This window comes from Streptomyces sp. AJS327 (assembly GCF_013450295.1).
In the GTDB taxonomy this organism is placed as follows: Bacteria; Actinomycetota; Actinomycetes; order Streptomycetales; family Streptomycetaceae; genus Streptomyces.
The window spans coordinates 397,769-414,569 of record NZ_SKBR01000001.1; the positions used below are offsets into that span (position 1 = coordinate 397,769).

General features: G+C 71.5%; 15 protein-coding genes and 1 tRNA gene. 6 read left to right on the forward strand and 10 right to left on the reverse strand.

Features of this window, described 5'->3' with window-relative positions; genetic code table 11:
* Positions 1-143 precede the first annotated feature (143 nt).
* A complete protein-coding gene (locus tag E0L36_RS01530; RefSeq protein WP_180927040.1) occupies positions 144-737 on the reverse strand; it encodes a lytic polysaccharide monooxygenase in 594 nt (197 codons plus the stop codon).
* Between the two features lie 184 nt (positions 738-921).
* Between E0L36_RS01530 and E0L36_RS01535 the strand changes: the two genes are divergently transcribed.
* Positions 922-2,070 (forward strand): DUF3533 domain-containing protein, encoded by a 1,149-nt coding sequence (locus E0L36_RS01535; protein ID WP_258015861.1) that lies wholly within the window; start codon positions 922-924, stop codon positions 2,068-2,070.
* 689 nt (positions 2,071-2,759) lie between these two features.
* Positions 2,760-3,428, forward strand: a complete 669-nt coding sequence (locus tag E0L36_RS01540) for a ScbR family autoregulator-binding transcription factor (RefSeq protein WP_308416592.1) — start codon at positions 2,760-2,762, stop codon at positions 3,426-3,428.
* Between the two features lie 283 nt (positions 3,429-3,711).
* Here E0L36_RS01540 and E0L36_RS01545 read toward each other — a convergent pair whose 3' ends face one another.
* Positions 3,712-4,374, reverse strand: a complete 663-nt coding sequence (locus E0L36_RS01545) for a TetR/AcrR family transcriptional regulator (protein WP_180927042.1) — start codon at positions 4,372-4,374, stop codon at positions 3,712-3,714.
* A gap of 735 nt (positions 4,375-5,109) precedes the next feature.
* Here E0L36_RS01545 and E0L36_RS01550 point away from each other — a divergent pair.
* A complete protein-coding gene (locus E0L36_RS01550) occupies positions 5,110-5,952 on the forward strand; it encodes a streptomycin biosynthesis regulator (protein WP_258015862.1) in 843 nt (280 codons plus the stop codon).
* 310 nt (positions 5,953-6,262) lie between these two features.
* Here the strand turns inward: E0L36_RS01550 and E0L36_RS01555 are convergent.
* The 6 genes from E0L36_RS01555 to ehuB form a co-directional block, all read right to left on the reverse strand.
* Positions 6,263-6,336 (reverse strand) — tRNA-Lys (locus E0L36_RS01555).
* Between the two features lie 345 nt (positions 6,337-6,681).
* A complete protein-coding gene (locus tag E0L36_RS01560) occupies positions 6,682-7,437 on the reverse strand; it encodes an IclR family transcriptional regulator (protein WP_180927044.1) in 756 nt (251 codons plus the stop codon).
* 272 nt (positions 7,438-7,709) lie between these two features.
* Positions 7,710-8,534: an ectoine/hydroxyectoine ABC transporter ATP-binding protein EhuA gene (gene ehuA / locus E0L36_RS01565; RefSeq protein WP_180927045.1), complete on the reverse strand. Its 825-nt coding sequence runs from the start codon at positions 8,532-8,534 to the stop codon at positions 7,710-7,712.
* Positions 8,524-9,171, reverse strand: coding sequence for an ectoine/hydroxyectoine ABC transporter permease subunit EhuD (ehuD, locus tag E0L36_RS01570; RefSeq protein WP_180927046.1), 648 nt, complete (start codon positions 9,169-9,171; stop codon positions 8,524-8,526). The genes ehuA and ehuD overlap by 11 nt, the downstream gene beginning before the upstream one ends.
* A complete protein-coding gene (ehuC, locus tag E0L36_RS01575; protein ID WP_180927047.1) occupies positions 9,168-9,911 on the reverse strand; it encodes an ectoine/hydroxyectoine ABC transporter permease subunit EhuC in 744 nt (247 codons plus the stop codon). Before ehuC ends, ehuD begins: the two co-directional genes overlap by 4 nt.
* Positions 9,908-10,831, reverse strand: a complete 924-nt coding sequence (gene ehuB / locus E0L36_RS01580; RefSeq protein ID WP_180928524.1) for an ectoine/hydroxyectoine ABC transporter substrate-binding protein EhuB — start codon at positions 10,829-10,831, stop codon at positions 9,908-9,910. The genes ehuC and ehuB overlap by 4 nt, the downstream gene beginning before the upstream one ends.
* A gap of 123 nt (positions 10,832-10,954) precedes the next feature.
* On the opposite strand from ehuB, the gene E0L36_RS01585 reads away from it, so the two are divergent.
* Complete coding sequence (locus tag E0L36_RS01585; protein WP_180927048.1) at positions 10,955-11,476, forward strand: DUF3830 family protein; 522 nt, start codon at positions 10,955-10,957, stop codon at positions 11,474-11,476.
* A gap of 187 nt (positions 11,477-11,663) precedes the next feature.
* On the opposite strand, the gene E0L36_RS01590 is transcribed toward E0L36_RS01585, so the two are convergent.
* Both E0L36_RS01590 and E0L36_RS01595 read right to left on the reverse strand, forming a co-directional pair.
* On the reverse strand, positions 11,664-13,091 hold the full coding sequence (locus E0L36_RS01590; RefSeq protein WP_180927049.1) for an amidase: 1,428 nt from the start codon (positions 13,089-13,091) through the stop codon (positions 11,664-11,666).
* Between the two features lie 232 nt (positions 13,092-13,323).
* On the reverse strand, positions 13,324-14,292 hold the full coding sequence (locus E0L36_RS01595) for a D-2-hydroxyacid dehydrogenase (RefSeq protein WP_180927050.1): 969 nt from the start codon (positions 14,290-14,292) through the stop codon (positions 13,324-13,326).
* Positions 14,293-14,514: 222 nt separating this feature from the next.
* Between E0L36_RS01595 and E0L36_RS01600 the strand changes: the two genes are divergently transcribed.
* Positions 14,515-15,459 carry an aspartate/glutamate racemase family protein gene (locus E0L36_RS01600; protein WP_180927051.1) on the forward strand — a complete coding sequence of 315 codons (945 nt, stop codon included), beginning with the start codon at positions 14,515-14,517 and terminating at the stop codon, positions 15,457-15,459.
* 410 nt (positions 15,460-15,869) lie between these two features.
* Positions 15,870-16,613: an aspartate/glutamate racemase family protein gene (locus E0L36_RS01605; protein WP_180927052.1), complete on the forward strand. Its 744-nt coding sequence runs from the start codon at positions 15,870-15,872 to the stop codon at positions 16,611-16,613.
* Positions 16,614-16,801: the final 188 nt, after the last annotated feature.

Below are 16,801 nucleotides of genomic sequence, written 5' to 3' on the forward strand. Positions count from 1 at the left end.
GCGGACCGCCCACCGCTCAGGGGTCACCCATCAGCACTCCCCGTCCCGTCCGCTCGGGAGTCCCGCGCTCCCCGTACCGCCCGTGCTCTTCGTGTTGCCCGGGTTCTCCGGGGTTTCCGGGGTCCCCGGGTTCTCCGTACGTGTCAGAACTCCACGTCGGAGCAGGCGTAGAAGGCGTTGGCGGTGTCCGCGATGTTCCAGACGCCGAGGATCATGTGCTGACCGGACTTGCCTTCGGGGAGCTGGCCCTCGGCGCTCCACTCGGAGGGCGGCTGCTTGCCGTCCATGGGCACCGTGAGGAACGGCTCGGACTCCAGGTCGGCCCGGGTGAGCGGCTTGCTCGGGTCCCAGCCGTCCTTGGTGACGTAGTACTGGAAGTCGGTGGTGGCGTGGGCCGCCGTCAGCTTCCAGGTGAAGGTGAAGTTCTCGCCCGCGGTGACCTTGGTGGTGGGCCAGTCGCCGCCCCGGGGGTCGTCGAGCTGCTTGAAGCCCTCGTTGCCGCCGGAGCAGATGAGGCCGTCCTCGGGGCCCGCGGCCGGGAAGCCCTTCGGGCCCTCGACGCTCTGCGGCTCGTGCTGGATCGCGCCGCAGTCGGTGACCGTGCCGTTGGCGCAGAAACCCTGGCGGCTCATGGGGTCTTGGCTGAACCCGTGGCCCTGCGCGGAACCGGCGGTGAACAGCAGGGCCGTGCCGCTCAGACCGAGGCCGAGAACGGCGGAGACGATCTTCTTGCGCATGCTCGCTCCAGAGTTGTGGGGGGATCGAGGTGCGGTCTAGACCAAAGCGGAATCTAGTGACGGTCGGCGAGCATGTCCAGACCAATGACTGAGGAATCTCGACCTCCGTTCACTGGCGCGCTCCCGGGGTGGGGAGAAACGATGCGGTATGGATGGGGCAAAGCACCCCAAAGGAGCCGCACCGATGCGCCAGCCCCCGTTCGTCGCCGAGCTGCGCGACGCGATCACCCCCCGCGCCCTCCTGCTGATGGTGGCGGTCTTCCTCGTCCAACTGGCCTTCCTCGTCTCGTACATCGGGGCCTTCCACCATCCCGAACCGCAGCGCGTGCCGCTCGCCGTCGCCGGTCCCCAGCAGCTCGCCGAGCGGCTGGACGCGCTGCCCGGGCGGCCGGTTGAGACGGACCGGGTCTCCGGGCAGGCGGCCGCGCGCGACCGGGTCCTGCACCGTGAGGCGGACGCGGCCTACGTCATGAACCCCTCGGGCACGCGTGACACCCTCCTCGTCGCCTCCGCCGGGGGACAGTCGGTGGCGGACGCCGTCACCCGGATCGGTGAGGAGGTGGCGCGGAAGGAGGGGCGCACCCTCGACGTGCGCGACATCGTCCCGGCGGGAAAGGGCGACCAGGGCAGCCTGACCGCCTTCTACCTCGTCATCGGCTGGCTCGTCGGCGGCTACCTCGCCGCCTCCATGCTGGGTGTGACGGTGGGGGCGCGGCCGTCCACCGGGCCCCGCGCGGTGATCCGACTCGCCGCCATGGCCGTGTACGCCGCGCTCTCCGGACTCGGCGGCGCGGTGCTCGTCGGCCCGGTACTCGACGCGCTGCCGGGGCACTTCGGCACGGTCTGGGGTGTCGGCACGCTCGTCGTGTTCGGCGCCGCGAGCGTCACGATCGGGCTCCAGACGCTCTTCGGGGTGATCGGTATCGGGCTGGCGATCCTCGTCTTCGTCGTCCTGGGCAACCCCAGCGCGGGCGGCGCCTACCAGGCCCACATGATCCCGCCGTTCTGGCGCGCGGTCGGGGAGTGGCTGCCCACCGGGGCGGGGGTGTCGGCCGTGCGCAACGCCGTGTACTTCGCGGGCCACGCGGTCAGCGGGCCGCTGCTGGTGCTGGCGGTCTGGGCCGTGGCGGGGGTGGCCCTCACCGCGATCGGCTCGCTGTGGGGCCGCGACCGGCGGCACGGACCGGGGGACGGGCCCGGGGGTGGCGCGGCGGGCGGACCGGGGGGCGGGGCGGCCGATGCGCCCGGTGGTCCAGGGGCGCCCGGCGGTTCCGGAGTGCCCGGCGCTTCCGGTGGCTCCCGGCCCAACGGCGATGCCCAGCGGCGGGGTTGAGCGGGGAACGGTCCGGGGTGACTGGGCCCGGGCCGGGCACCCCGGGGGTGCGGGGAACGATCCGGGGGCGCGGTGCGTCGCAGTGCCGGTCGCCGCGTGGTCCCGGGCCGGGGACGCGGCGGGAGACCCCGTCCCGGCTTCGACGGGAGTTGGGAGAAACATGACCGGCTGAAGGGGGAGCGGGCCGCGTGATCCCGGACTGACGGGGCAGCAACCGGAGGGAGGCGAGAGGCCGGAAGAAACCGGACGGGACGGAGAGGGAAACGGGCAGGGTGCGGAGAGAAACGGGCATGGGGAGGATGCGGCCGGACGGGGTCGCGGGAGGCTGGCGGGGATCCGGAACCCTCCCGGGGGTGGTGAGCCGTCCGCATACCGGGCATGCGGTTCTCTTTCGGAGAAGTCGGTTTGGCGTCCGCTGTGCGACCGGGGGCCAACGCGTGGGCGGAGCCCCGGAACCGGTATATGGTCCGCACGAATCCGCCGGTGAGCGGCGGCGGAAAGCCGCTGAGCGGACTTGCGTGGAATGGGCAGCGCGGTGCCGTCGGCGTAAGATACGGTCCGGACGGTTTGCTTATCTGAACAGGCATCGCGACGCCATGCGGAACGCGGCGTTCGGGGTGAAGCGCGGACGACATGCGGCGGTTCCGTTTCTCGTGGGGGGAACGGACACGCTGTGGAGGGAGGTCAGCGTGGCCCAGCAGGAGCGCGCCATCCGGACCCGTAATGCCATTCTGGCCGCGGCGGCCGAGGTGTTCGACGAGTACCACTACGAAGCCGCCTCCATCACCGACATCCTGAACCGCGCCGGGGTGACCAAGGGGGCGCTGTACTTCCACTTCCCCTCCAAGGAGGCCTTGGCGCAGGGCGTGATGGCGGCGCAGGCGCGGGCGCTGGAGCTGCGACTCGAACCCGCCGGACTCCAGACGCTGATCGACATCAACCTGCGGATAGCGCACGAGATGCGCACCAACACCCTTCTCCGGGCCGGTGTTCGGCTCTCCGCCGCGGTGCAGCGCTCGGTGGGCATCAGCGAACTCGCCCCGTTCCGCCTGTGGACGGAACTCTTCTCCAGCCAGCTGACAGCGGCCAAGGAGAAGGGCGAGCTGCTCCAGCACGTCGACCCGCAGCAGCTGGCCCGGCTGATCGTCAGTTCCTACACGGGAGTTCAGCAGGTCTGCGCGCTCTTCGACACGCTGGCGGAACTACCGGAGCAGATCACGGCGCTCTGGCGCGTCATCCTGCCGGGGATCGCGGTACCCGGTGTGCTGCCGCACCTGCGGCTGGACAGCACCCACGCCGAACTCATGGAACGTCAGCGGCTGTTGCCCGGGACCTTCGAGGTCGAGACGGACGGCTGAGCACGTCCCGCCCCTTCCCCCGTTCTGCCACGCACCCCGTCGCGCCCGTCAACTCACGTGCGTGTTAGGGGGCTTCGGGTCCGCAGGCCGAGATGGACCCGTGGACCTCCGTGGACCTCGTGGGTTCGGCGGGGCCCGTGGGGCCCGCTCGGCGCCCGAAGGGCCCCTGTCCGCGGCGTACCGCGCGTCGCCGTTCGCCGAGGGGCGGGTTCCGTACGCGGAGGGCTCCGGGCCTACTCACCGGGGTGCCCAACCTCCGCTTACACGCCGTCAGTTCACCGGGTCACCGGAGGGAGCCCATGGGCTCGATCTCCGGCAGCACGGTGGGGGTGGCCAGTTGGGGCAGCACCAGGCGCCAGAAGAGGCCGAGCCATTCCCTGGGCGGGACGTCGGGCGAACAGGCGGTGGCGACGGCCGTCCCGTGGCCGCGTGACCGGAGCGGCCGGGTCGTCAACTCCGCGCCGGTGGCCAGGGCCAGGGCCAGCGGGGCCAGCTTCCCCGGGTCGCTGTCCTGGGTCAGCGCCCGCTGCCGGACCGCCCGGGTCAGCGCACCGTCCATTCCCGCGCGCCAGATGAGGCAGTAGTCCCGCGTCTCGTCGTCCGGGAGGTCTCCGTGTTGCGTGAGGCGAACGGCCGCCCTGGCCACCGGACTTCGGTGCAGCTGCTGGACGAGCGCGTGCGTCATGTCCACCGCGACCTGGAGGGCGGGACGTTCGCCCCGCTCCAGGGACGCCAGCGCCGAGCGGGCGGAGGCACAGGCCGAGTCCCGTACGGCCAGGGCGAGTTCGCGCTTGGAGGCGAAGTGGAAGCCGAGTCCGCCCTTGGTGACCCGGGCCGAGCCGCTGATGGACTGGAGGGAGGTCCGGTCGTAGCCGTGCGCGTCGAACGCCTGGGCGGCGGCGAGTACCAGCGCGCGCCGGGTGCGTTCCGCTCGCTCCTGCCGCATGCTCCACCTCGGGTGCCGTCCTGGGGGACCCCGGTGCCGGGAGGCGCCGCGCCGTCGTCCCCGTGCCCCCCGGACCCTCCGGGAGGGGTGCGCGATCCGCGTGAGACTAAAACGAACCACGAGGTACTGAAAGTTGATCCCCGCTCAGGGGCTCCGCAGTTGAACGTGGCCCGGAAGTTGACCACTTCGCTCCGGTTTTCGCTGAGTGGCCCCCGCTGTCGCGTTGAGGTGTGGTGGCTCTATAGCGTGGGTATCGGTCTGCGCTGAGGGAAAAACCGGGACGCCGGTGTGCTAAGTACCTGGCGATACCGACGACTTGACGGGCGTACGGCCACCCCTGGTGGTTGAGCGCTCAAGAAAGCCGCCCTGAGCAGCAAAGTTGAGAAACCTGGGGCAAAGGCCGGGGTTTGATCGCTCCCTTTACAAACCGCTTGATCGGTTTGTAACGTCTCCTGTCGTGCACCACCTTGGTCGGCATGGGCCGACCCACGGCAGGGCAGCGGGGGCCATTCTGGCGAGCCGCCCTCAGGTACCGAATCCACAGACGGGGGGTACCCGGCAATGAGTGCCACCGAGGCCGCTGCGCCGCGGATAAAGAGGCGTTTCGGCCCGGACGGGGAAGGGCTCGCGCCCACGGATCGGCCTGGCCTGCACGGGGCTCAACTGCTCCGTATCGGAGAGCTGATGGGAGCTGATTCCCCGCGCGAAGGGGGTCATAATCCGGATCATGTGCGAATGCTCGCCGCGAAGGAGAGCGAGTTGCCGCCGATCCTGGTCCACTGGCCCTCGCTCCGCGTGATCGACGGTATGCACCGCACCCGCGCGGCGATCCTCCAGGGGCGGACCCATATCCGGGCGCGGCTTTTCGAGGGGGGTGCGGAAGAGGCCTTCGTGCTCGCGGTGAAGGCGAACGTGAAGGACGGTCTCCCGCTGACCCTGGCCGAGCGCACCGCCGCGGCGACCCGCATCCTGATTTCCCATCCGCAGTGGTCGGACCGCTCGATCGCGTCCATCACCGGACTCGCCGGAAAGACGGTCGGGGAACTGCGTCGCCGCACCTCGGAGGGGGTGCCGCAGCCGGAGCGGCGGATCGGGCGGGACGGCCGGGCGCGGCCGCTGGACACCGCGCAGGGCCGCCGGACCGCCGGTGAGCTGTTCACCGAGAACCCCGAGGCCTCGCTCCGCGAGGTCGCCCGGAAGGCGGGCATCTCGCCGGGCACCGCGCGGGACGTGCGGGACCGGCTGCGCCGTGGCGAGGACGTGGTGCCGCCGCGCCGTCTCTCCCCGGCCCGGAAGGAGCAGGAGGCGGACGGCTGCCGGCGCCCCGCGATGCGGCTGCCCGAGCAGGACCTCACCGCGATATTCAAGGATCTCTGCCGCGACCCCTCGCTCCGGCACACGGACACCGGCCGGCTGCTGCTGCGCATGCTGGAGATGCACCTCGCGGGCAACCACTGGGACCGGATCACCAGTACCGTCCCGGCGCACCACGCGAGCCGGGTGGCGGCGGCGGCGAAGGAGTGCGCGCAGGTGTGGGAGGCGTTCGCGGTCTCCCTGGAGAAGCGCGGACGAGCGTGAGGCGGGCCTACCGCTCCTGAGGACGCGGGGCGGTGGCTGAGCGGCGCGGGGTGGTGGTCCGGGGGTCGGGCCGCCACCCCGCGCTCCGTCCGTCCCTGTCCGCGCTGGGCGCGGCCCCCAGTGGCCTGCGGCGTACGTGAGTGGACGTAAGTGGCCCCCGGTGAACGGGTGTTGGCGGGGTGCGTCCGCCGGGGAGGGCGGGGGAGTCCGGAAGCGCCGTCCGGATGGGTGGAGGGGCGGGACGGGTCGGAAGGGGTGCGGAGACGACCGTGGGGCGTCTTCGGTTACCGAAGACGCCCCACGGAACAGGTGCGCCGCCAGGGACTCGAACCCCGGACCCGCTGATTAAGAGTCAGCTGCTCTAACCAACTGAGCTAGCGGCGCCGGGCCCGCCGTCTCCGGCGAGCTGAGGAAATACTACCCCCTTCGCGGGGGTGCTTCCGACCGCTTTCCCGGCCGCCCCCGCCCCTCCCCGCCCACCGGGTTCCACGGCCGGAGGCCCGGAAGCACGGCCCCGCGAGTGGGGAGCGGGCCAGGTCGGCCCCGGAAGCGCACCGAGATCGAACCGGGAGCGCGCCGGGGCCCGAGCCGGGAGTCGCGGGTTCTGGCCGGGGCGTGGGCCCGGGCCGGGGCGGGCCCGAGCGGACCCGCGGGTTCTGGTCGGGGCGGGCGCCGGGTCGTGTGGGGGCGCACGGGGTCAGCGCTCGGCCACGCCCGGCGTGCGGCGGCTCAGATCGCCAGCGAGAGCATGACCGGGGCGGCCCGGCGGCTGAGCGCCTCGGCTGTCCGGCGCAGCCGGTGGGCGTCCTCGACGGGGAGCGAGAGGGCGAGGCAGCCGACCGAGGAGCCCGCCGTCACCGGCACCGCGGCGCAGACGGTGCCCACCGCGTACTCCTGGAGGTCCAGGGTGGGGACCGAGGAGGGCTGCTGGTCGAGGGAGTTGAGCAGCACGTTCTCGTCGGTGATGGTGCGGGAGGTGAGTCGCGCGGTCTTGTGTCGGGAGAGGTGGTCCCGGCGGGCCTCGTGGTCGAGCTGGCTCAGCAGGCACTTGCCGATCGCCGTGGCGTGGACGGCGGAGCGGAAGTCCACCCACTGGTTGACCAGCGGGGCGCGCGGCCCGTCCGCGTACTGCACGACCTCCAGTTCGCCGTCCTGGTACTGGCTGAGGTAGACGGCGGCGCCGAGGGAGTCGCGCAGGTCCTCCAGGGTGTACTGGAGGCGTTCACGCAGCGCCGTCTCCCGGCCGCCGCCGCTGAGTTGGAGGAGCGCGGCGCCGACCACGTAGCTGCCGTCGTCCAGCCGGTGGAGGTAGCCCTCGCGGAGGAGCATCCGCAGCATGGCGTCCAGGTCGCCGGGGGCGAGGCCGGCCTCCCGGCACAGCCGCTCCTCGCTGATGCCGTCGCGTTCGCGGGCGACCGTCTCCAGCATGCGGAGCGCGAACTGGACCGAGTGGAATGGTGCGGTGGGCTCCGGCCTCGGTGCCACGGTGTCCCCCTCGGGCGTGTGACGCTCGCCAGGTGACGGCGGCGCCGGGTCGCGGGCGGTGACTCTCACGATAGCGGCCGGACGTGCGCGGCAAGACCACAGTCGCGGCTATCGGCATATGCCCGCCGCGCGGGGCCGCAACCCCCGCCGCCGGTCCGGGCGGCCCGCCGGGGTGCGGTTCCAGGCACCGTGCCCGGACGCTCCACGCCCCGGGGCGCCGCGCGGGCGCGCCCCGGGGCGTGGAACACCGTCCGGATCGGTTCCGGCGCCGGTCAGTGGACGGCGCTGAGGAAGTCCCGGGTGCGGTCGTGGTCCGGGTTGTTGAAGATCTTGTCCGGGGAGCCGGACTCCAGCACGCGCCCGGCGTCGAACATCAGGACCTCGTCCGAGATATCCCGCGCGAAGTTCATCTCGTGGGTGACGCAGAGCATGGTGATGTCCGTGGAGTGGGCGATGTCCCGGAGCACGTCCAGCACCCCCGCCACCAGCTCCGGGTCCAGTGCCGAGGTGACCTCGTCAAGCAGCAGGACCTGGGGGCGCATGGCGAGCGCGCGGGCGATGGCCACGCGCTGCTGCTGACCGCCGGAGAGCTGCGTCGGGTACTTGTCCAGGTGCTCGGTCAGCCCGACCAGCTCCAGCAGTTCGCGGGCCCGCTCCTCCGCCGCGTCCTTGGACAGTCCCAGGACGTGCACCGGCGCCTCGGTGATGTTCCGCAGCACCTTCATGTTGGGGAACAGGTTGAACTGCTGGAAGACCATGCCGATGTTCTTGCGGACCTCGCGGACGTGCTTCTCGCTCGCCGTGACCAGCTTGCCGTCCCGCTCCTCGTGGTTGAGGTACTGGCCGCCGACCTGGATGGTGCCCTCGTCGGGCGTCATCAGCGTCATCAGCAGCCGCAGGATGGTGGTCTTGCCCGACCCCGAGGGGCCGATCAGGGTCACGTGCTTGCCGGAGGAGACGCTGAAACAGAGGTTGTCCAGCACGACGTTCTCGCCGAACCGTTTGGTCACATTGGTGAACCGGATCAGCTCGCTGCCGTCGACGGCCGGGTTCGCGGTTTCCTTCGAGGACTCGGAAGGGGTGTTGTCAGCGGACAAGGCGACGCTCCAGGGCTCGGATCAGGAGGGAAGCGGGGTAGGCGATCACGATGAACGCGAGGCCCACGACGGTGATCGCTTCCTGGGTGAAGGTCTCGTTGCTGTACGCCTGGGCCTCGCCGAGCATGTCGAGGGCGCCGATGACCGCGATCATCGGCGAGTCCTTGAGCATCGCGACGACGTAGTTACCCAGCGCGGGGATGACCCGGCGGATGGCCTGCGGCAGGATCACCGCGGTCCAGGTGCGGGTCTTGGACATGCTGAGAGCGGTGGCCGCCTCCCACTGCCCGACCGGCACGGCGTTGATGCCCGCGCGGTAGACCTCGGCGGTGTACGTCGAGTAGTGCAGGCCCAGACCGACGATGCCGGTGGTGAGCGGCGACATCGAGGGGCCCCACTCGGGCACCACGTAGAACAGGAAGAAGAGCTGCACCAGCAGCGGGGTGTTGCGGATGAACTCCGTCAGCGCCATCACCGGCCACCGCACCCACCTGAGCGTGGAGCGCTGGGCTATCGCCCAGACCAGCCCCAGGCCGAAGGCGATGACCGTGCCCATGGCCAGGGCCTGGAGCGTGACCAGCACGCCGTCCCAGAACCGCGGCATGAAGTCCTCGACGACTTTCCAGTCCCAGTTCATCGCGTGCCTCCCGCCGACTGCTTCGCGGCCGCGGCGCCGTCAGCGTCCGCGCCCGGCCTGCGGGAGAAGAGCCCGGGCTTCTTCTCCGGCAGCTGTCCGATACCGGCCCGGGCGTGCCGCTCCAGCGCCCGCATGCCGCGGGTCAGGGTGAAGGCGAGCACGAAGTAGAGCACCAGCAGCAGGGTGTAGATCGGCGCGCTCTCGTTGTCGCCGAGCCGCACCAGGTTGCCGGCGAAGGTCATGTCGGCCACCGTGATCACGGAGACCAGCGCCGTGCCCTTCATCAGCTCGATCAGCAGGTTGTTGAACGGCGGCACCATCTCCGGCCAGGCCTGCGGCAGTTCGATACGCCGCAGCCGTTGCGCCCGGGTGAAGCTGAGCGCGATCCCCGCCTCCCGCTGGGCCGGGGGGACGGCGGCCAGCGCGCCCCGGACGATCTCCGAGCCGTAGGCGCCGTAGGTGAGGCCCAGCGCGCTGACGCCGGCCCACATCGGGACCAGTTGCCAGCCGAAGAGCGGCAGCGAGAAGAACATCCAGAACATCAGCACCAGCGCCGAGGTGCCCCGGAATATCTCGAAGTAGGTACCGGCCAGGAAGCGGACGATCCAGAACCTGGAGGTCCGCAGGATGCCGATGGCGAACGAGACGACCGCGGCCAGCGCCGAACTCAGCACCGTCACCTGGATGGTGACCCAGATCCCCGGCAGGAACCAGGAGGTGAACATGCCCGAGGTCATCATCCGCACAACTCCTTAGCCGTCAGATCGGTCATCTCCCGCATTCCGAAACCAAACGGACTGACGATCTCCAGGAGTTCCTCGTAGTTGTTCGCCTTGAGCTTGTGGATCTCCTTGTTGAAGGCGTCGCGGAACGTCTTCTCCGAGGTACGGAAGGCGAATCCGCCGGCCCCGTAGGCGGGTTCGCCGTCCACTATGGGCTGGAACGCCTTCGTCGCCTCCACGCGTGCCGAGTCCTTCACGACCGTCTTGACCGTCACGTTGGTCCCGGCGAACGCGTGGGCCCGGCCCTGGGCTACCGCGTCGAGTCCGGCGACCTGGTCGGGAAGGATCATGAGCTTGCTCTCGGGGTACCCGGCCGCCAGCGCGTACTCGATCTCCGCGTAGGCCTTTCCGGTCGCCAGCTTGAGATTGTTGTCGACGATGTCCTTGTAGGTCTTGATCCCGTGCGGGTTGCCCTTTTTGACGATGAAAGAGTCCAGCATGAGGTATTCGGGGTCAGAGAACAGGACCTGTGCGCAGCGGGTGGCATTGATGTACATTCCCGCCGACACCACGTCGAACTGTTGCGCCTTCAGTCCCGGGATCAGCGCGCCGAACTCCACGGGAATCGCCTTGATCTCGTCAATGCCGAGTCGTTTGAAAACGACCTTGGCGATCTCCGGTGCCTCGCCCGTGGCCTCTCCGTCCCTGTTCACGTAGCCGAACGGGGGCTCACTCGCGATACCGATCCGCGCGCTTCCCTTGTCGCGCAGCCGGTCGAGCAGGTCGCCTCCCTCTACTTTTCCCTCCGTGGGAGCACGGCTGCATCCAGCCGCTCCCAGCGCACCCAAGGCACCGAGGGATGCCGCTCCTGCGAACAGTGAGCGGCGCCGGATTCCCCTGCCTCTGCCAGCGTCGTTGTTCCCTTGTGGTGGAGCCATGCGCGCGCAGCTACCCATGTTCACCGGAGCTATGCAGATTGTTTCCAGCCCTTAACCTGGGGGCGGGGTTGACCGATGGGTCACCATTGAAGCGTCGATGCCCAACCCGGAGCCGGAGGCACAATGGCCGATCGTTTCCTGGAAGTCTCCCTGGACAAGCGGGGAGTTTCCTGCACCGCAAAGCTGCTGGACGACCGCGCGCCGATCACCTGCGCCGCTGTCTGGAACGCGCTACCGCTGAGCGGTGATGTCTATCACGCGAAGTACGCCAGGAACGAGATCTACACCCTGGTTCCGCCCTTCGCGCCCGAGGAGCCTCCGCTGGAGAATCCCACCATCACCCCGATTCCGGGCGATCTGTGTTACTTCACCTTCTCCAACACGCAATTGGCCACCTCGTCCTACGGGTACGAGGCGGCGGCGGAACAGCAGGGTGGCAAAGCGGCACACATCGAACGGAACACCGTCATCGACCTCGCGCTCTTCTACGAGCGGAACAACCTGCTCATCAACGGCGACGCCGGATGGGTTCCGGGAATCGTCTGGGGAACCATCGTCGAGGGGCTCGACGAGATGGCCGAGGCCTGCCAGGACCTCTGGCGCGCCGGGGCGCTGGGCGAGTCCCTCGCCTTCCGACGGGCCTGAGCCCGCGGCGTCCGGGCCCCGCGGGGCTGAGCCACCGGGGCCGGGGCCGCCGTCCGCCGGGCCTGACGTGCGCGGAGCGGACGCGCCGTCAGCCTGAGACGCGGTCACCGACCGGGGTGGGGCGGGGAGTCGTCCCCACCCCACCCGCCGGGCGGTTCCGCGTTCCGCGGTCCCGCCCGGCGGTACCTCACTGCGCCGGGGGCGCCATCCCCTCCGTCACCCCGGAGGCGAACAGCGCGTGCGCGGCGCGCAGCACCAGCGCGTCCTGGTGGCGCGCGCCCACCAGTTGCAGCCCGATCGGCAGGCCCGCGGCGTCCACGCCGCAGGGCACCGTCGCCGCGGGCTGCTGCGTCAGGTTGAACGGGTAGGTGAACGGGGTCCATCCCGTCCACCGCGTGTGCGCGCCGCCCTCGGGGACCTCACGGCCCGCCTCGAAGGCGGTGATCGGCATGGTCGGCGTCACCAGCAGGTCGTAGCCGCCGTCCGCGCCGCCGCGCAGCAGCCCGCCCATCCGCTGGCCCAGGGCCATCCGCTCGTCGACCGCGGCCAGGTAGTCCAGCGCGCTCATCCGCGCCCCCGCGTCCCGGATCTCGCGCAGCCCCGGGTCGAGCCACCCGGTCCGCTCGGCGTCGAGCCCCTGGGTGACCCGGGCCGCTCCGCTGAACCACAGGGTGTGGAAGGCCTCCACGGGGTCGGTGAACCCCGGGTCGGTCTCCTCCACCCGGGCGCCGAGGCCGGACAGCCGGTCCACCGCGCGCCGCACCGCGGCGGCCACGTCCGGCGCGACCGCCACCTGCCCGCCGAGGTCCGGCGAGAAGGCCACCCGCAGCCCGCGCGCGCCCTCCTCGCCCCCGGCCAGCTCCTCGCGGAAACTCCCCTGGACGGGGGCGAGTTGGGACCAGTCGCGGGGGTCGGGCCCGCAGATCGCGTCCATCAGCAGCGCGGCGTCCGCCGCGTCCCGCGTCATCGGTCCCACGTGCGCGAGGGTCCCGAAGGCGCTGGCGGGATAGATCGGCACCCGCCCGTACGTCGGTTTCAGCGCGAAGATCCCGCAGAAGGAGGCGGGGATCCGGACCGATCCGCCGCCGTCGGTGCCCAGCGACAGTGGGCCCGCGCCGAGCGCGACGGCCGCCGCGCTGCCGCCGCTGGACCCGCCCGCCGTCCGCTCCGGGGCGTAGGGGTTGCCGGTGGCGCCGTACCGGGGGCTGTCGGTCACGCCCTTCCAGCCGAACTCCGGGGTGGTCGTCTTGCCGAGGAAGACCGCGCCGTGCTCCCGCATCCGGGCCACGGAGGGGGCGTCCTCCTCCCACGGGCCCTCCGCGTCCACCGTCCACGAGCCCTTGTACGTCGCGGCGCCGCGCTGCAACAGCATGTCCTTGACGGTGACCGGCACCCCGTCCAGCAGCCCGGCGGGCTCCCCGCGCCGCCAGCGCTCCGCGGCGGCGGTCGCCTCCTCCAGCGCGCTCTCCTCGTCGACGCGGGTGAAGGCGTTCACCCGCGTCTGTGTCTCAGCCGCCCGCTCCAGGGCCGCCGCGACCACCTCGACGGGGGAGAAGTCCCCCGCCCGGTAGCCGGTGACCAGCTCGGTGGCGGTCAGGTTGGTGAGATCCGACATCACGAAACCTCCAGGGTCCGGCGGGCCGCCGGGGCAGAGCACGGACGGGGCCCGGGCTGTGGGTGAGGACGCTGTGGGACACCGGCCGTCGTGGGGAGCGGCGGCCGGGAGGCCCGGAGGGGCCGGGAGGAACGAGGTGGGCCCGCCCCGGAGCGGGGCGGCGGGGACGGAGCGGGGCGGAGTGGGCCGGTGGGGGCGCCCGGGGCGTGTCGGGGCGGTCTCCGGCACGGCCTCACGAGCTGGTCGGTACGTACCCGAGGTTCTTGTCGACCACGTTCAGCAGCGGACGGCCCGCCTCCCAGCGGTCGAAGTTGTCGAGGAACTGCTCCGCGAGATCGTCCCGCCAGCCGACCGTGTCGCCGCTCATGTGCGGCGAGATCAGCAGGTTCGGCACGTCCCACAGGCCCGTGTCGGTGGGCAGCGGCTCCCGGTCGAAGACGTCCAGCGCGGCTCCCGCGATCCGGTGGTTCACCAGGGCGTCGGCCAGGTCCGCCGTCACCACGTGCTGGCCCCGGCCGACGTTCACAAAGCGGGCTTCCGGCTTCATGAGGGCAAACGCCCGGGCGTCGAAGAGACCCTTCGACTCCTCGGTGAGCGGGGCGACGCAGACCACCCAGTCCGCCTCCCCGAGGAGGCCGTGCAGCGCGCCGATGCCGTGTACCCGGCCGAATTCCGGGTCTCCGTCACGTTCCGTGCGCCCGACGAGGTCCACCGTGACCCCGAGTGCTGAAAGAGTGCGACCAATTGCCCGGCCAATTGGGCCGCTGCCGACCACGGTCGCCCGGGTGCCTCCTACACGGAATGTCTCGCGGTGCTGCCAGCGCCGCTGTCGTTGCAATTCCCAAGTGCCACGAAAGTCCTTCGCCATTGCGAGTACGAGTCCAGCCACATATTCGGCGATTGGCTGGTCGAAGACCCCACGGGCATTCGTGATGACGGTTTCCGGACTCGCGGCCAGCTCCGGCAGCAGCCGGTCGACCCCCGCGCTGGGCGTGTGCACCCAGCGCGGTCGCGGGCCCTCGCCCGGCCACGCCTCACGGATGGCGTCGGACAGGAAGTCCCACGCCAGCAGCGCATCGGCGGTGGGCAGCAGCTCGGCCAGCGTCTTCTCGTCGGCGTGCACCACACGGGCGCGTCCGGCCAGCCGCTCCAGGCGGGGCAGCGGCTCGGCGTCGAGGACCAGAAGGCAGGTTTCGGACATAGGCAGGACACCGTTTCGAAACGAGGGGGCGGTGGACTGAGAACGGCGGGCGAAGCCAAGCCCGGGGGTGAGGATTGACCACGGTAGGGAGCGGAAACTACCTTCGTCAACAAAGGCATCTGTCCCGGCGTCCCGGCTTTTGACCGGCATTCCTTTTTTCATGTCTCGGCTTAAGGGGCCCAACAGGCCATGGGCCACCCCTTCCGTTCTTAGGGGCTCGAAATGGACGTCTCCTTCCTTGGCGGACCGCAGCCGCAGCGCGGCGTCGGGGTCGTCGCGCCGTTCGACTTCGCTCTCGACCGTGAACTGTGGCGTTGGGTGCCGGACGACGTGTCCCTGCACCTGACGCGCACCCCCTTCGTGCCCGTGGAGGTGAGCCTCGACCTGGCCCGCCTCGTCAGCGAGCACGAGACCCTGCGGGACGCGGTGCTCGCGCTGAGCGCCGTCACGCCCGAGGTCGTCGCGTACGCCTGCACCTCCGGCAGCTTCGTCGGCGGCACCGCGGGCGAACGGGCCATGAGCGCCGCCATGGCGCAGGCCGGTGAGATCCCCGCGGTCACCACCTCGGGGGCGATGCTCCAAGCGCTGGAGGAGATCGGCGCCCAGCGCATCGCCATCGTCACGCCGTACACCAAGTCGGTGACGGACGCGCTGGAGGAGTACCTGGCGGAGGCCGGAATCTCCGTCACCGGCCGCAGCTACCTGGGGCTGACCCGGGAGATCCAGCGCGTGCCCTACCGGGACGTGGTCGACATGGCCCGGGAGGCGGTCCACGACGCACCGGACGCGCTGTTCATCAGCTGCACCAACCTGCCCACCTTCGACGTGATCCCGCAGCTGGAGGCCGAGCTGCGGATGCCGGTGCTCTCCGCGAACCAGGTGACCGTCTGGGCCGCACTGCGCAGCATCGGCAAGGAGGCGGTCGGGCCGTACCAGGCGCTGCTCGACCCGGTGGCCCGCCGAGGGCCGGCCGCGATGGCTTCCGCACCCCCGGTCGATCCGGCGGCGGACCCGAACTCCCTGCCGGACGCGGCCGGACTCGGCCCGGCCGAGCCGGAGGCCGCGCTCGCCGGCGCCGGGACGGAGGACCCGCTCGATGGCGGGCACGACCTCGGGTACGCCGCCGGATCCCCGGAGGAGTGGGGCGGACCGCAACCACCGGTCTGACCGCCGCTCTGACCCGGCCCGCCGGACAGGAGGCTCCGGGCCCGCGCTCGGGCCTCCGCCCCCCGGCTCCGTTCGCCCCGACGGGACGGGTCCGGCGCTCCGGTGGCCGGTCTCCGCGGGTCCCGTCCTCCGGCGCCTGAGCCGTACGGCCCGGGTGGGCGAGCCCGGGCCCCGCTGACGCGTCACGGGCCGGGCGTCTCCCGCGAGGGACGGTGCCCGGCCTCCGCACGTGCCCGCTCTCGCCCCCGTCGCCCCGGCCCCCGTCGCCCCGGCGGTCGCCGGAACGCGGACGGTCCGGCGTTCGGTCCGGGGACGGGATCCGGCTCCGGCGGCGCGGATATCGCAACCACCACGCTGATCGCACCAGTTGGCGCGCTGTCCGCGCGCCTCATCCGTTCAGGAGGCATCACATGGCAGCAGCGGCCGCCCGCACCCCCCGGGCCGTCGGCTTTCTCTACCCCGGCTACTCGGCGGAGGACGACTACCCGAGGCTGGAGGGCATCCTGCGGGAGGCCGGTGCCGACGTGCGGCTGCCCCTGGTCCACACGGACATCGGGGAGGACGCGCACCGGGTCGACGCCCTGCTGGAGATGGGCTCGGCGGCCCGCCTCGCCGCCAAGGTGGAGGAGGTCAAGGGGCACGGCGTCCAGGCCGTCGTCTGGGCGTGCACCAGCGCCAGCTTCGTCTTCGGCTGGGAGGGGGCGCACGAGCAGGTGAACGAGCTGTCGGCCACCGCCGGACTGCCCGCCTCCAGCACCTCGTTCGCCTTCGCCCACGCCGTACGGGAGTTGGGTGTGGAGCGGGTCGCGGTGGCGGCCACCTACCCGGAGGACGTGGCCGAACTGTTCGCCGCCTTCCTGAAGGCGGCGGGCGCCGAGGTCGTGGCGATGCGCGGCAGCGGCATCATCACGGCGGCCGAGGTGGGCACCTGGGGCATGGAGGAGGTGCGGCGGATGGCCCGGGCCGGGGACCATCCGGACGCGGAGGCTGTGCTTCTGCCGGACACCGCGTTGCACAGCGCCGCCTGGATCCCCGCACTGGAGGAGGAGCTGGGCAAGCCGGTGCTCACGGCCAACCAGGTCACCGCCTTCGAGGGGCTGCGACTCCTCGGTGAACGGGTGCGCTGCCCCGAACTGGGCACGCTCTTCGCCTGACGCGCGCCGGGCCGCGCCGTCCCGGCGACGGCCCGCTCGTCCCCCGTCCGCCCCCCTCGTCGTCCCGTCCCTGCGCCGTCCCGTTCGATCGGGGTCCCGTTCGCGGTCTCGGTCTCCGGGGGCGGGGCCGGGGTGGGTGGCGGAACAGATCGTCGCGCTCCGTTGTTGTGCCGATTCGTGTCCGAGAG

Bases quoted from the DNA above. Each gene is read 5' to 3' on its own strand.
- E0L36_RS01600 (WP_180927051.1), top strand. From the start codon at position 14,515: ATGGACGTCTCCTTCCTTGGCGGACCGCAGCCGCAGCGCGGCGTCGGG.
- E0L36_RS01545 (WP_180927042.1), bottom strand. From the start codon at position 4,374: ATGCGGCAGGAGCGAGCGGAACGCACCCGGCGCGCGCTGGTACTCGCC.
- E0L36_RS01605 (WP_180927052.1), top strand. From the start codon at position 15,870: ATGGCAGCAGCGGCCGCCCGCACCCCCCGGGCCGTCGGCTTTCTCTAC.
- ehuC (WP_180927047.1), bottom strand. From the start codon at position 9,911: ATGATGACCTCGGGCATGTTCACCTCCTGGTTCCTGCCGGGGATCTGG.
- E0L36_RS01590 (WP_180927049.1), bottom strand. From the start codon at position 13,091: ATGTCGGATCTCACCAACCTGACCGCCACCGAGCTGGTCACCGGCTAC.
- E0L36_RS01530 (WP_180927040.1), bottom strand. From the start codon at position 737: ATGCGCAAGAAGATCGTCTCCGCCGTTCTCGGCCTCGGTCTGAGCGGC.
- E0L36_RS01585 (WP_180927048.1), top strand. From the start codon at position 10,955: ATGGCCGATCGTTTCCTGGAAGTCTCCCTGGACAAGCGGGGAGTTTCC.
- ehuD (WP_180927046.1), bottom strand. From the start codon at position 9,171: ATGAACTGGGACTGGAAAGTCGTCGAGGACTTCATGCCGCGGTTCTGG.
- E0L36_RS01535 (WP_258015861.1), top strand. From the start codon at position 922: ATGCGCCAGCCCCCGTTCGTCGCCGAGCTGCGCGACGCGATCACCCCC.
- E0L36_RS01550 (WP_258015862.1), top strand. From the start codon at position 5,110: ATGCTCGCCGCGAAGGAGAGCGAGTTGCCGCCGATCCTGGTCCACTGG.
- ehuB (WP_180928524.1), bottom strand. From the start codon at position 10,831: ATGGCTCCACCACAAGGGAACAACGACGCTGGCAGAGGCAGGGGAATC.
- E0L36_RS01595 (WP_180927050.1), bottom strand. From the start codon at position 14,292: ATGTCCGAAACCTGCCTTCTGGTCCTCGACGCCGAGCCGCTGCCCCGC.